This window comes from bacterium (assembly GCA_021372615.1).
Lineage (GTDB): Bacteria > Armatimonadota > Zipacnadia > Zipacnadales > UBA11051 > JAJFUB01.
The window spans coordinates 45,574-59,841 of record JAJFUB010000146.1 but is presented as its reverse complement, the minus strand read 5'-3'; the positions used below and the strand labels follow the sequence as shown (position 1 = coordinate 59,841).

General features: G+C 68.7%; 9 protein-coding genes. 3 read left to right on the top strand and 6 right to left on the bottom strand.

Translation table 11 applies throughout. From position 1 onward, the window contains the following. Nucleotides 1–168 precede the first annotated feature (168 nt). Complete coding sequence (locus LLH23_21235; protein ID MCE5240994.1) at nt 169–1,344, top strand: right-handed parallel beta-helix repeat-containing protein; 1,176 nt, start codon at nt 169–171, stop codon at nt 1,342–1,344. Here LLH23_21235 and LLH23_21230 read toward each other — a convergent pair. After that, complete coding sequence (locus tag LLH23_21230; GenBank protein ID MCE5240993.1) at nt 1,319–1,960, bottom strand: class I SAM-dependent methyltransferase; 642 nt, start codon at nt 1,958–1,960, stop codon at nt 1,319–1,321. The two genes, LLH23_21235 and LLH23_21230, sit on opposite strands and share 26 nt — an antisense overlap. An 80-nt stretch (nt 1,961–2,040) precedes the next feature. Between LLH23_21230 and LLH23_21225 the strand changes: the two genes are divergently transcribed. Together LLH23_21225 and LLH23_21220 are read left to right on the top strand one after the other, a co-directional pair. Beyond that, nucleotides 2,041–3,348, top strand: coding sequence for a hypothetical protein (locus LLH23_21225; protein ID MCE5240992.1), 1,308 nt, complete (start codon nt 2,041–2,043; stop codon nt 3,346–3,348). Nucleotides 3,349–3,367: 19 nt separating this feature from the next. Further along, entirely contained in the window at nt 3,368–5,542 is a 2,175-nt protein-coding gene (locus tag LLH23_21220) for a sialate O-acetylesterase (protein MCE5240991.1), read from the top strand. Between the two features lie 154 nt (nt 5,543–5,696). On the opposite strand, the gene LLH23_21215 is transcribed toward LLH23_21220, so the two are convergent. The 5 genes from LLH23_21215 to LLH23_21195 are packed head-to-tail and all read right to left on the bottom strand — an operon-like array spanning nt 5,697 to nt 14,173. Then, nucleotides 5,697–6,530, bottom strand: a complete 834-nt coding sequence (locus LLH23_21215; protein ID MCE5240990.1) for a mechanosensitive ion channel family protein — start codon at nt 6,528–6,530, stop codon at nt 5,697–5,699. 53 nt (nt 6,531–6,583) lie between these two features. After that, nucleotides 6,584–7,756 (bottom strand): hypothetical protein, encoded by a 1,173-nt coding sequence (locus LLH23_21210; protein MCE5240989.1) that lies wholly within the window; start codon nt 7,754–7,756, stop codon nt 6,584–6,586. Between the two features lie 9 nt (nt 7,757–7,765). Beyond that, nucleotides 7,766–10,375 (bottom strand): hypothetical protein, encoded by a 2,610-nt coding sequence (locus LLH23_21205; protein ID MCE5240988.1) that lies wholly within the window; start codon nt 10,373–10,375, stop codon nt 7,766–7,768. Between the two features lie 12 nt (nt 10,376–10,387). After that, nucleotides 10,388–13,498: a LamG domain-containing protein gene (locus tag LLH23_21200; protein ID MCE5240987.1), complete on the bottom strand. Its 3,111-nt coding sequence runs from the start codon at nt 13,496–13,498 to the stop codon at nt 10,388–10,390. Between the two features lie 12 nt (nt 13,499–13,510). Then, nucleotides 13,511–14,173, bottom strand: a complete 663-nt coding sequence (locus LLH23_21195; protein MCE5240986.1) for a chitobiase/beta-hexosaminidase C-terminal domain-containing protein — start codon at nt 14,171–14,173, stop codon at nt 13,511–13,513. Between the last annotated feature and the right edge of the window lie 95 nt (nt 14,174–14,268).

Below are 14,268 nucleotides of genomic sequence, written 5' to 3'. Positions count from 1 at the left end.
AAAGAGGCCCCGCCGCGGTTGCGGCGGGGCCTCTTCATTGCGGGGAATGGGGAATGGCCTATGGGGCAGGTTGACCGTGCTTGCCCTGCGAATGACTACGCCATGCCTCGCCCGCTGCTCGTGCTCGCAGCTCTCATGCTCCCCTTGTGCGCGAAAGGAGCCCCCACCGTGCGCCCTGAGATCCGCGTTGGCCTCACCGAAGGCGACCTGTGTGGCAGCGATCACCGTGTCCTGCAGGCTGCTGTGGACCACCTGGCGGGTCTGGGCGGTGGTACCGTGCATATCGGCCCCGGCACCTGGACCCTCCGCAACTCCGTCGTGCTACGCAGCGGCGTCACCCTCATCGGCGCTGGTGAGAAGACCGTCCTGCGCAAGGCCCCCGGCGGCGTCTCACTGCTGGCCGAGGACGGGGACTACGGCGATGTGCGCATCCTGCCAAAGGACGCCTCGGACTTCCAGGTCAGCGACGGCGTGACCGTCCGCAGTGACCGGTTCGCCGGCTTCTTCAGCACCGTGGCCACGGTCATCCGCAAGGAGGCGGATGGCGCCCTGGTGCTCGATGACCGGCTGAACGCGGACCTGATGGTCACCGACGGGGCCTCGGTATCGCGCGCCTGCCCGCTGATCCGCGCCACTGACCAGCGCGACGTCGCGATCCGAGACCTCGCCATCGAGGGCAACCGCGAGGCGTGCCCACCGGAGGATGGCTGCCGGGGCGGAGGCATCAACCTCCTGCGTGTGGCGGGCGTCACCATCAGTCATGTCGCCATCCGCAACATGAACGGCGACGGGCTCTCGTATCAGAACTGCCCGGACGTGGTGGTCGAGGACTGCGTCTTCGAGCGCAACACCGGCGGGGGTTGCCATCCCGGCTCCGGGTCGGCACGACCGATTGTCCGCCACTGCGTGATGCGAGGCAACGGGGGCTGCGGCCTGTTTCTGTGCTGGCGCGTGAAGAACGGCCTCTTCGAGGACAACCTGATCGAGGACAACGCCCAGATGGGCATCTCGATCGGGCACAAGGACACCGACAACCGCTTCGCGCGCAACACCATTCGCCGCAACCGTCTGTCGGGCGTCTACTTCCGCAACGAACCACCGTATGCCGCGGGCCACCGGTGCGTCGTCGAGGCGTGCGTCATCCAGGACAACGGGAGTGGGGGAGAGCACGACCGGGGACCGGCCGCGGCCATCCGCATCGATGGTGAGACCGACGGCATCATCCTGCGGCGCAACACGGTCGTGGGGACGCCCGTGTCGCTGCTGGTCGGGCCGAAGGTGGGGGCCGTGACGGTCGAGGGCGACTTGCCGGGGACGATCACGGACCTGCGGCCGAAGCAGTAGCCACCAGCACCCACACCAGCGGTCCGATCTGCTGCAGCGCGACCTGCAGGCCCTCGTCCTCGAACATGGCCGGGAAGGTCGTCAGGAGCGGGTGGTACTCGTCCTCCAGGTCCGGGAGCGCGTCTATCATCTCCCGCTTGTGGTCCGCATCGCGGAACATGGTGTCCGCTACGCCGATCCGCCCGCCGGGCCGCAGCGAAGCCTTCATCCCCCGCACAACGCCCCGCATCACTCCATAGTCCATGTGGTGGATCGAGTAGGCCGCGATGATGATGTCGAAACGCTGGCCCCCCAGAGGCAGCCGCGCGAAGGCATCGTCGAGGTGCTGCACGGTGAAGCGCCCGTCGTAGGCCGCGACCTTGCTCTGCGCCTGCTTGAGCATCTCCTCCGAGGGATCCACCCCCAACACCCGGCAGCCCAACTCCAGGAACGGGACCGCGGAGTTGCCCGTGCCCGCACCAACATCCAGGACGAGGTCGTCCGCGCCGGCCCGGGTCAGCACCGGCAGCGCGCGCAGCGCCGCCTGATAGCACAGGCGATCCCGGGCCCGCATCCGCTCGTCATACTGCGCGATCCAGTCGTAGGTATCGAAGTCCCATTGCTTCGGTTCGGTCACAGCGCGCTCCCGGGGCCGTCGGAGGTCATCCCCACCGCAGTATAGAAACACCAGGCACACTTGCCAAAGGGATTGTGACCATGAAGCCTGTGCATCCGCAGAACTTCTACATCACCGAATGGGCCGCCGGGGACCCGCGCTGCGTGGCGCGCATGGAGCGCCTGATGGGCGGCTTCGGTGTGCCGGTGGACCGCGTGCAGTTGCTGCGCGAAAGTGAGCTCGACGACCTCGCCGCCGCCAAGGACTGGTTCGAGCTGGACGTGCGGCAGGGCCAGCTCGGCTTCCAGGGCGACCCGGATGTCGTGTTCAACAAGATGCTGTTCCCAACGCCCGAGCAGCGCGCCGAGATCGAGCAACGGCACGCCAGCCTGCAGGGCAAGGGCGGCTACACCAACGGCTTCCTGCGGATGCTGTACGGCATCCACGACGGCTACCACTACGAGGACGGCAACCAGAAGCGCAAGGGCGGCGCGACGTGCTGGTCGCTGTATGACCTGCACTCGGCCTATGGCTGCTTCCACAAGTGCCGCTATTGCCGGCGCGGTCGCGTCACGACCCTGGGCCTGAACATCGAGGACTTCCTGGACCACACCGATCAGCTCATGGCGGCCAATCCGTGGCAGCACGTGTTCCGCTATGACGTGGAGACCGACTGCCTGCCCCTGGAGCCCGAGTATGGCATGTGCCGCGCCCTCGTCGAGCACTACGCGGCCCTGCCCGACAAGTACATCATCCTCTTCTCCAAGAGCGACAACGTGGACTTCCTGCTGGACCTGCCGCACAACGGCCACACGATCATGCTGTGGACGATGAGCACGCCCACCGTCAGCCGCCGCATCGAGGTGGACACGGCCACCACCGAGCAGCGTATCGAGGCGGCCCGCAAGTGCCAGCAGGCCGGCTACTCGGTGCGCTTCAAGTTCAAGCCCATCGTCCCCATCGCCGCCTGGCGGGAAGAAGCGACCGACACGCTGGAGAAGCTCTTTGCCGCCGTACAGCCCGACAACCTCAGCATGGAGATGCTGTTCTTCGACAGCATGGCGGAGTTCGAGGGGATCTTCCCGGTCGAGCTGTTCGACCCGGCGCTGATCGCCCGCATGGAGCAGATCGAGGCAACCGAGGGCTTCCAGGACCGCATGCACCCCTTCCCCGATGATCTCCGAGCCGAGATATACGAGCACTACATCCGCGAGGTCCAGCGCCTGTCGCCGACCACGCGTGTCTCGCTGTGCGCCGAGACCAGGCCGATGTGGGAGCGCCTCGGCAGCCTGTTGGGCTGCAACGGCAGCGCCTTCGCCTGCAACTGCGGGCCGGTGGCGGTGCCGGGCATCCATCACCACCAGCTTGGCACCACCGAAGACGGCAAGGCCGTCGTATTGGGCCGGTAGCCGCCGGAAGGAGTCACCGATGAGGTCATACCGACTAGCCGTGGCTGCGTTGGCTGTCGTGGCCGTCTCCGCAGCACATGCCGACGTGCGCCTGCCGCACATCTTCGGCAGCCACATGGTTCTGCAGCGCGACATCGCGATCCCCGTGTGGGGCTGGGCGGATCAGGGGGAAGCGGTCAGAGTGCAACTGGGCGACAAGGCCGCCGTCACCGCGACACCGGGTGAGGGCGGGAAGTGGGTTGCGAAGCTGCCAGCCCAGCCTGCCGGCGGCCCCTTCACGCTGACTGTCAGCGGCAAGAACCAGGTGGTCCTCGAGGACGTGCTCATCGGCGAGGTCTGGCTGTGCTCAGGCCAATCGAACATGCAGTGGACGGTGAGCGCCTCCAACAACGCCACCGAGGAGATCGCCAACGCCAACCACCCGCAACTGCGCCACATCGCCGTGCCACGCGTGCCCTCGGGCTATCCCGCCGCCGACTTCGACGGCGCCTGGCAGGTGTGCACGCCGGAAGTGGCGGGCAGCTTCACCGCCGCCGGCTACTTCTTCGGGCGCTACCTGCTGCAGGAGCTGAAGGTGCCCATCGGCCTGGTCAACAGCTCCTGGGGCGGCACCTCCATTGACCCCTGGACACCGCCTGAAGGCTTCGCACGGGTGCCCTCCCTGGAACCCATCTACAAGCAGGTCATGCTCACTGACCCGCGCTCGGACGCCTACAAACAGACGCTGGGCGACTACCTGACCCGGCTGGACGCCTGGACCAAGACGGCCCGTGAGGCCCTGGCGGCCCAGAAGCCCCTGGAGCCCGCCCCGGAGTACCCGGCCGGCCTCAAGCCCCTCGTCGGCCCCGGCGGGGCCAGTACGCTGTACCACGGCATGATCTACCCACTGCTGCCCTTCGCCATCCGCGGGGCCATCTGGTACCAGGGCGAGGCGAACCACCGCGAGGGGATGCGCTACCGGGACAAAATGGAGGCGCTCATCGGCGGCTGGCGGCAGCTCTTCGGCGTGGGCGATTTCCCCTTCTACTACGTGCAGATCGCGCCGTACGTGTACGGCAATGAGGACCCCTTCATCCTGCCGACCTTCTGGGAAGCCCAGACCGCCGCACAGGGCATACCGAACACGGGTCAGGTCGTGATCCACGACATCGGCGACCTGACGAACATCCACCCCAAGAACAAGCAGGACGTCGGCAAGCGGCTGGCCCTGTGGGCCCTCGCGAAGACCTACGGGCGCAAGGACCTCGTCTACACCGGCCCGACGTTCAAGACCCTGGCCATCGAGGGGGGCAAGCTGCGCGTCACGTTCGACAACGTCGGCAGTGGCCTGACCACACGCGACGGCAAGGCCCCGGACATGTTCGAGATCATCGGCAAGGACACGGAGTTCGTGAAGGCCGACACGCTGATCGAGAGCAACGCCGTCGTGCTGTCAGCGGCCGGGGTAAAGGAGCCGGTCGCCATGCGCTTCGCCTGGCACCGCGACGCCTCGCCGAACCTGATGAACAAGGAGGGGCTCCCCGCCGGCGCCTTCCGCGCGGGCGACGTGCCGGTTCGCGACCTGTTGGCGCTGAACGTCGGCGAGGCGAAGGAGTACCAGCTCGTCTACGCGCTGGACCTGGGCAAGGCCGGCAAGGAGATCAAGTACGACCTGGACAACCGCCCGCAGATCGGCGGCCCGTTCGACCGCATCGCGTACTTCCTCGAGCTACAGAGCGCCGAAGGCCCTGTGCAGTGGGTGTACTGCTCCATGGACGCCTTCACCGATGACCTGGGCAAGATCGGCGTGCCGACCCTCGCCTCGAAGGCCAACTTCCAGAAGAAGGTCACGAATCTGAACGTGGTGAGCAACGTCGAGGGCATCGCGCCGGGGAGTGGCCTGAAGGGCGGCTGCATCGAGTTCTGGCCCCACAACTACGGCCCGGTCAACGCCGCGGGCATCCCTGGCGCCTCGAATGAGGTCTGGGACTTCGGCGACCAGTGCACCACGCCGGAGGACGGCTACGGCTCCATGCAGGTCGGCAACTTCGAGGCCAAGCAGACGATCTTCGCCTTCAACCACTGGGTCGCCGGCGGGTCGGCGGACCTCGGAATCGGCAACAGCACCGGCAAGAACCCAGACTGGACCTTCGCCGGAAACGCCGGGTCGTACTCGCTCAAGAACCTGCGGGTGCTGGTGAGGGTGAGGAAGTAGAGGCGGGAATCGGGAAGGCCGTGGGTGCCGCGCCGTGTGCGGCGGGCCCCACGGCTCTACCCTTGCCGGGCTGTCGGCGTCAGGACTGTAGCGTCCGCAGGACACTCGGCGGCCCGCAGGGCCTCCTCCCTTTGCTCAGGGCCTCGCGATGCCCCTACACCGACCCCGGGGGTGGCGGCACTGGCGGCTTGGGCGGGGCTTCGGTCGCGCCCCACGTCAGCCGGTCCCAGTTGAAGTAGGTCCGCATCAGCCAGGCGTTGGGGACGGTCTGCGTCCGCCCGTCTGTCGTCTGCAGCGTGCTGTGGAGGAAGTCCGTGCTGGTGATGCGCCCCCGCGCGCCGCCGCCCAGATCGAACTCTTGGTCGGGCTTGGGCTTGCTCCCCGAGTGCCGCAGCCAGGCCCACCCCAGCAGTCCCAGCACGAGGTCCTGCCCCCTCGGGCTGAGCGCGTAGGCGATCACCATGGCAGCGATCACCCAGAAGAGCCCGCCGATGATGGCCCCGATGAGGCCGAACAGCCCCTTGACGAACTCGAGGACCATCTGAAGCAGGCTCGTGAACCACTGGAGGCCCGCGGCTTCACAGCCCGCCAGCAAGGCCACCGTCCAGACCACCAGGTTGCCGATGGCCAGGCGCCGCCTGGTTCGGTCGTCGAGGGCATCGCTGTAATGGGCCTCCCCGCCCGGGCGAGGCGAGATGGCGCGCCGGACCAAGAGGCCGAAGACCAGCCCCACGAACAGGAACGCCACCAGGAACGTCAGCGGCTTGCCCAGCAGGCGGGGGAGAGAGAGCAGCCAGGCCACCTCGGGGCTGCGGAGGGCGAGTTCCTGCGCCGGTGAGGCGGGCCCCGGCGCCGTCGGTGCCGGGAGCGGGACGGGCGGAGCTACGGTCGGCGGCGCGGGCACTGCCGGCGCCGGCTTCGCGGGCTGCCCGAACGCCATCGTCACGGCCACGCCCAACACGAGAGCAGCAATCAGGAAGTTCCTCATGCGTCACCTCACCTGGCGTCGCTGCCTGCCACCTGGCACTTGCCACTCGCCACTCATCCGCCCAGCTCCACCATCCTCTGTCGAAAGTACAGGTAGTTCTCGTAAGGCGTCTCTTCGGGTGTGCCGTGGTCAATGGTGGGGATGTAGCCGCCGCGCTCGCGCATCGTCGGCACGATCCGCTCGACCATCGCGTCAATGTCCGCCTTCGTCTTGGCCAGCACGCGCTTGTCCAGCCCGCCGAGCATGATGAGGTCGGGGTACTCCCGGCCGGTGCGGACGACATCGCAGCCGGAGGCGACCTCGAACGGGCTCATCATGTCCAGCCCGTGCGCGGCGCGATAGATGGGGATCACCGGGTCGCAGAAGCCGTCCGTGTCCACCTGCACATACACCCGCCGCGACTGGTCCATGTTACGCGCCTTCACGTGGCTGATGAGCTGCTGGTAGTACGGCAGGATGAACGCGCGCATCATGTCGGGTGAGATCAGCGGGCCGTGGTTGTAGCAGATGTCCTCGGCGAAGAAGACCTCCTCGATGGTGACGTGGTCCTGGTGGCGCGCCGCCACGGCGTCGGCCAGCGTCAGCCACGCCTCCATGCAGGCATGGATGAGCGCCGGGTTGTCGTGGACCATGTAGAGCAGCTCCACCGGGCCGATGAGCGAGCGCAGGTACATGTAGCCGCCGATGAGGCCCTGGCTCATCAGCAGCCCCTGCCCCGCGGCGGCGATGGCGTTGGCGATGTGCTGGTCGAAGTCCGCCCAGCGCCCCGGCGTCGCCGGGTCCAGCCGCCACTTCACGTCCTCTTCCCACGTGCGCCGGTCCTTGACGGGGTGGGACACGTACTCGGGCATGAAGCCGACGCGGCGGTTCTTGAAGAACAGGACATGCCGCCCGGCGTAGTCCTGGGCGATCTCATGGTCGCCCCGATCCTCGATGACCCTCTCCTCGAACGCCGGCACGAAGGCGGCCTCACACCACCCCAGCCGTCCCAGCCCGAACACCGCGCCGCTGTCATAGCCGAACAGCTCGTGCAGCGGCACGTCCTGTGGCATGCCCTCGGTCTTCCAGCGCTCCAGGGCCCCGGGCATGAGCCAGAACTCCTTGCGGTACAGGGGCGCACCGGGAACCATGTTGTAGGCATCGCGGAGGCGACGGACGCTGTCACTCATGGCCTCGCGGGGGACAGGGGCGTGGATGCCGTCGGCGTTCGTGCTGTTCGGCGACATGGCGTTCTCCTAGGTCAGCTTCAGGAATCTGGGGAAGCCGTACGGGTGGATCGGCAGGAGCGGCCCGGCGGCCGGGGCCTCGCTGGCCGGCTCGCCCTGGCGCGCGAGGGCCTCGTAGCCCGTCAGCCACGCCTCGACTGTCACGGTCTCGGCCCGGGGGCCTGTGATCTCCACCGTCAGCCCCGTGTAGCCACCATCGGGCACGGCGATCACATAGCCGTCGCGCTCGCGGGGGCCAAGGGGTGGTAGGACGCGTACTCCGCCATGGCCGCGCTTGCCCTGGAAGATGCGCGTGACGGGGCTGAAGTCGCGGATGGCGTCACCGCGATAGCGCGACGTGCCGGCACGAAGTTGCAGGCCGTCGAGCACGGCCTCGGGCCCGCGCAGCGTCACGAGCAGTTCGGCCCTCTCCATGCGGTGCGGCACCCCCACAAACCACTGCAGGCGGCGTCCCCCCTCGATCTCCCCCTCGGGCAGCGTCTCGGCCCACAGCGCCGGGAGCTGCATGTCCGGATGCACCGTCGGGCGGAGTGACCCCGGCACGTAGGCCACAACGCCCGCCTCGGTGCGCGTCAGCATGTGGTCGCTGCCTGGGATAGGGGAGAGATCGGGCAGAGGCTCGGCGCTAACCTGTAGGACGGCGACTTCGTGGCCAGTGAGCCAGAGGTCCCAGGGGGCTTCCAGGTGCTTCCGGTAGGGGAATACCTGGCGGACTGTAGGGCGGGGGCTTGTACCCCGCCCAGAGTCCACCGGGGGGCTCGTGACTGCCCCTGGGCGGGGTACAAGCCCCCGCCCTACCGCGGCTAAGTCCGCAGCCAGCCACTCCTCCAGCGGCAGCGTCACGGCCTGCGGCTCGACCGAAGGGTTGCGCAGCATGAGCCACCCGCCGCCGTCATGCGGGTGCCAGTAGCCGTAGATCTGCCCCTCCCACGGCCGCCCGAGCACGATCCGCGTGCCCTGGGTGCCCAGCTCGTCGGCGTGGGCATCCCACCAGTCCAGCACCTGCTGGAACATCCGCGCCTGCCAGTCGCGGAGGCCCTCGGGCGTCAGCGGGTAGTGGATGTACGTTGTGCCCCGGAGGGCCGACAGGACGCAGGTGTTCAGCCACGTGTGGGGCTCGGTGGTGAAGCAGTTGCAGAGCGCGTCGGCGAAGCCATGGTTGTCGTACGCGTCCAGCGGCACCGGCGTCTCCGACGTGCGCTGGAGAATGTAGACCATCATGTCGCGGTGGGTGGCGTCGCGGTCACGGGCGGTGCGCGAGGGCCACGCCTCGTATTCGCAGTCGCCCGAGTCCACCAGCCACACATGGTCCGAGTACGTCAGCCACCACGGGCTCGGCCACCAGCCGTGTCGCAGCTTCACCTCGGGGTTGGCCGCGTGCAGGCGCCTGCCGATGCGGAAGAACGCATTGGTGGACGCCTCGCGGACGTGGTCAATCGTCGGGTAGCGATCCGCGAAGTGCTCGTTGCTGGCGCACTCGTTGTCCCAGTCCATCTTCAGGTGGACCGCCCCAATCTGGGCGTGGGAGGGGTCACCGACCCCGACCAGCTCCTCCAGCCGCCGGGTCAGCGCCTCCTCGAAGCTCGGCTGCATCATCACGACATACTTCCCGTAGCTGTATGTCGAGGACGCCCCCTCGCCGATCTCCCAGCCCTGCTGCTCGATCCAGTCCATGTCAAAGCCCACGGGGCCGTTGTGACTGACCCAGATGGCCAGGTCCAGACCGTGCTCGCGCAGCATGTGCGTGAACCCCAGCAGGCGGCCGTCGTGCTCGTCATCGTCCTTGCCGTGGTACATCGAGGCGCGCTCGAACCAGCCGGCGTCAATGCCGACGGCCTTCGGGTGCAGCCCCAGTTCGAGCAGGCCCTTGACGAAGGCGTCGCGCCCCTCGAAGGTGTCCAGGTACTCGTGTTCGCCCAGGTAGCGGGAAGACCAGCCGACCGATATGTGCGTGAAGGGCTTGTCGAGGCGCGGGCGGCGGACGCGCCACAGGTAGTCGCTGAAAACCCCGGACGCGTCGTCATGGCTTGCGGCGGCCCCGAACACGGCGGCGAAGCTCGTGAGGGCGCCGTCGTCCTCCCAGACGGGGTGCTGGTACAGCTCGACCTGCCCGTCCGCCGGCAGTGCGAACCCGCAGGGATGCTCCAGCCCCACGAACCAGTCGCCGGCATACACCGGGTAGCCGCAGCCGTACTGGTTGGCGTACGTCGCCAGTCCCTCGACCTCTCCGTCCAGGCCTCGGAGGCCATAGCCGACGCGACGGACGGGCTGCGGGGCCTCCTGGACGTCCACCCACAGCCGGTCGAGCGTGGGCGTGCCGGGCGGCGCGGTGAGTGTGATCTGCTTGCGGAACCACGGCTCGCCCGCAGCCAGCCAGTAGCGCACTGCCGCCGCGAGCCCGGAGGGGGCGTGATGCAGCCGCACGGTCACCTCCTGGCCGGCGCCGGCGACCCCGTCCAGCTCGAACGCCTCGGCACTGACGACCTGGCCGCGCAGGGATAGCCGGAACGCCGGCCAGCGCCACGCACGGGTGGCGCCGGAGAGGCGGTTCTCGGCCAGCAGCGTGCCGTCGTCGCGGAACTGCAGTGTCAGTGCGTCATTGCTGATGGAATGGGGCATGTTGGCCTCCCTCTAGCGGCCGAAGCGCAGAGCGCAGATCTCGCCCGCGGGCACCGTCACGGCCAGCTTGCTGCCGTCCTGCCTGACTGGCGCGGCCTGCTCCGTCCCGTCCAGGAGCAGCACCTTCGCCTGCTTCAGCCCCGGCGGCCACGGCAGGGCTGCGGTGTCGATCGTCAGCTCCCACGGCTGCCGGTTGGCGCGGCGATCCCAGACGGTGACGACGGCGGCGGTCTTCGTCGCAAAGACCCGCGCCTGCACCTGCTCGGGCATCCCCGACAGGCCCAGCACATCCCGCATGCGGCCCTGGTAGAGCACGTCACGGACCCTCTTCCGCAGCGCGACCAGCTTCCTGACGTGCTGGTGGTACGGGTCGTCCTTGTTCAGCGGGTGCAGGCCCAGCACGTCGAAGCGCTCCCCGTTGAGGAAGACGTAGTTCATCGCGTCCTGCCGGCGGCCCGTCTCGGCCAGGTCGGCGTAGATGCGCTTGATGCCCTCCCAGGTGTTGCAGGTGCCCGAGAAGACCGGGTAGACGTCGCTGAAGCTGTAGCAGAAGATCTCCGGCCGCGACCAGGCGCCGCTGCCGAACGAGAGTTCCGTGCCCAGGCACCAGTTCGTCCACGGCATCAGGCCGGCGCAGGCGACACCCTCGTAGAGCATCGGGCCCTGGAAGTCCTGCCGGATGCGGGTGAGCAAGCGCGTCTGGCCCTGGCTCAGGCCCTCGGGGTGGGCGAGGTCCAGTGAGTAGTTCGCGGCGCTCAGGCCGTAGCCATGCACGGGGAAGCTGTCGAGGTACCAGATGTCGGCCCCGTAGTCCTTGTTCCACTTGCTGATCCAGAACGCCAGGTAGTCGCTCCACCACTTGGAGCCGGGGTTCATGGCCCAGTAGCCGTCCGGGTAGCCCGAATGGCTGTGCCCGGCCGCTCCGCCCTTGCCGTAGTGGCCCTGGGGGCCGACGAAGACATGCTTGAGGCCCTCGTCGTAGAAGCGCGGCAACGGCGGCATGTTCGTGCGGACGCGAGCGTCCGCCAGCTTGTACTTGGCGATGGTCTCCTGCAGCAGCGGGTTGCCGTCCACGCCGCCATCGAAGGTGATGACATTGCTGTAGAAGCCGATGTGGCCGCCGAGCTTGTGGACCTGCCGGATGCCCTCGCGCAGGTCCTGCTCGGTCCCCAGGTCGGGGTTGGGGTAGAAGTACGAGTAGTAGGCATTGCCCAGGATCATCTGGGCCCATACCTGCAGGTAGTTGAAGCCGTAGTACTGCGCGGTCTTGAGCACGTCGGGCAACTCGCGGAACCTGTAGCCGGCTGACCCGAAGCCCGTCCAGCCGTCACAGGTGGCCAACCAGGGGGGCTGCTGGCGCGGCGGGGTATGCTGCAGGCTCCACAGGCGGAAGCGCTCGGCGGTGGCGTGCCATGCCCCCGCGTGGGCGGACAGTTCCACCACCGGGGAGTCGAACGTCTCGCCCGGCTCCAGCAGCGTCCACCAGCGCGTCCCGAGCGCGACGGCCCCGTTCCCCGTCTCGGTCAGCACCTCGATCTGCTGGCTGGCCGGCGAGAGGGGAACCAGCGCCAGGCCGCCCTGGCTGTCGTACAGGTCCTGCCAGGGCACGCAGCAGCGGCCGGGGTAGGCCATGTTGCGCCTGGTGCTGGCAGCGGCGGGGTTGGGCAGCAGTTCCCCCTGGACGAGGCCGGTGGCCAGGAGGTCATCCTCGCTCTGCGGGCCGATGCACAGGGCGCTGACCATGGGGAAGACGACGCTGGGCACGCGCACGGCCTCTGACGGGCGCAGGGGGCGCGGCGGGGTCAGCTTCAGCCGCAGGGACAGCGTGGCAGCGCCATCCGGCAGGTCCCCCGTCACGACGGCGCTGATGCCGTCGGGCAGTTCGTAGCGCGCGACGAGTTGCTGCCCCTTGGCCACGCGCTTGACCGTCAGCTCCTTGAGCATCGTGTCATCGGCCGGCAGCGTCCTGACATCATTGGGCTGGTAGAAGCGGGCATGGTCGGGGAGCTTGACGCTGTCCACGGTCAGCAGCGGGGCCGGGGCGGCCGCCGCGCGGGCCGCAAAGCCCAGCTTCGGCGCCTCGATCGCCAGAATGCCGCCGTTGCCGCCGTCGAAGGCAATGCGGAGCAGACCATTGTCCAGCGTCACACGCTCCTGGGCCAAACGCCGGGCCGTCGCCCGGGCCTCCGAGATGACCTGTCCCCCGGCGTCCAGGGCCTGCGCCAGCACGGCATACTCGCCCGGCGGAAGACCAGCCACATCCACCGGTACGTGGGCCAGCCGACCGGTGACCTCGGCAGTGGCTTGCTTGACAGCCTCGCCCCCCGCGGCCGGGCTGATGGCCACGCGAACCTGCTTGGTCACGGCTGGGTCCGGCACTTCCACCTGCACCGTCCAGCGGTCGCTGGTAGCGTCCCGTGTCACCTGCACCGCCGCCTTGCCGGCAAGCCGGCGCACCTGCTCGGGCGACAGCGGGTAGCTGTAGATGCGGACCTCGTCAACGAGCGTCTGGGCGCCCTTGTGGGGCAGATGCCAGCCGTTGTCCCCGAGGGCAAAGGTGTCGGCGAGGCTCTGGGCGACCAGCGGACGGGGAGCCGTCCCGGACAGCTCCCCGTCCACATAGACACGCATCCCCTCTGGGGACCAGGTTCCGACGAGGTGGTGCCATTCGCCCGGCTTCCAGTCGGCCAGGCCCTGCGCCATGCCGACCTGATCCGCCTCGTCGGCGTAGCGCAGCAGCAGCCAGTTGTTCTGGAAGTACTTGTACAGGATCAGCCAGCCGAGGCCCTGGCGCTCCTGGCCGGACTCGAAGAAGCTGTGGAAGCACCCGTCCGTGCCCCAGTTCACCGGCTTGACCCACAGGCTGACTGACCCGGCCTGGGGGACGAGGTTGCCGTCGGTGCGGTAGCGCAGGAGGGTGCTCTCGGCGCCCGCCACGAGCGCCTGGCCGAACTTGCCGGGGGCGAAGGTGGGGGAGGGGCCGACAGTCGTGACAGGGTCGGGCGCGGCGCTGATGGCCTGCACCGTGCCGTCGAAGGAGGCGCGAAAGAGCAGGCCCGGCTCGGCCTGGACGCACGCCGCCACTGAGATAGCGAGCAGGATGACGAGACCTCGGGTACGCATGGCAGACTCCATTTACGGGGCGGGCAGGACACGAGCCCGCAACTGAATCCCCGATATCCAGACGATGGTCTCCGGCTGGCAGTAGCCCAGGTCAAGCTGGAACTGGGCCTGCAGGTCCCCGTGCTCATTGGTGGGTGTCATGAGCACGCGCTGCGGCGTGGGGCCAATGTCCAGCACGCGCACGCCGACGACCCGGTGTGGCGCCGCGATCTCCTGCACGCCGATGCGTATGCGGGCCGGGCGGTCGGCAGCCAGCGTGGCCCGCAGTTGCAGCCCCGCCCCGGCAGCGACCGACACCGGCTGGGTGAGACGCACATGGTAGGGCACACCGTCGCTGGCGGTGACCTTCAGCCGCGCTCCGGTTGTGCCCAGTTGGGGGATGGGGCCGGTGGAGAAGTCGAGTGCCCCCGGCTCCAGGGGGGCCGCGACGACGGCTTTCCACGCGGTCTGGCCCTGGGCGAAGTCCGCATTGACCAACAGGTCGCGCCACGGGGGGCCGGGCTGCGGCAGGTGAGTCAGCGCGACGACCGCGGAGGCCTTGCCCCCGCGATAGCACCGCGCCCGGAAGCCCTGCAGGCCCCGCAGGAGCACCGGCGCCGTCAGCACCGGCGAGTCAGGCTCGGGATCGGCGCCATCGGTCGTGAAGCGGACCGTGGCCCCGGTGTTCAGCGCCACAGCCCCGACGGCCTCCTCGCCTCCCACTTCTGTCCGCACGAGGCGAGGAGGCCAGAGCCCGGCCGCGTCCGCGACCGGCCGGATGACCAGCAGGC

Coding starts and splice junctions, on each gene's coding strand:
- LLH23_21215 (MCE5240990.1), bottom strand. CDS start 6,530: ATGAGGAACTTCCTGATTGCTGCTCTCGTGTTGGGCGTGGCCGTGACG.
- LLH23_21210 (MCE5240989.1), bottom strand. CDS start 7,756: ATGTCGCCGAACAGCACGAACGCCGACGGCATCCACGCCCCTGTCCCC.
- LLH23_21205 (MCE5240988.1), bottom strand. CDS start 10,375: ATGCCCCATTCCATCAGCAATGACGCACTGACACTGCAGTTCCGCGAC.
- LLH23_21220 (MCE5240991.1), top strand. CDS start 3,368: ATGAGGTCATACCGACTAGCCGTGGCTGCGTTGGCTGTCGTGGCCGTC.
- LLH23_21225 (MCE5240992.1), top strand. CDS start 2,041: ATGAAGCCTGTGCATCCGCAGAACTTCTACATCACCGAATGGGCCGCC.
- LLH23_21200 (MCE5240987.1), bottom strand. CDS start 13,498: ATGCGTACCCGAGGTCTCGTCATCCTGCTCGCTATCTCAGTGGCGGCG.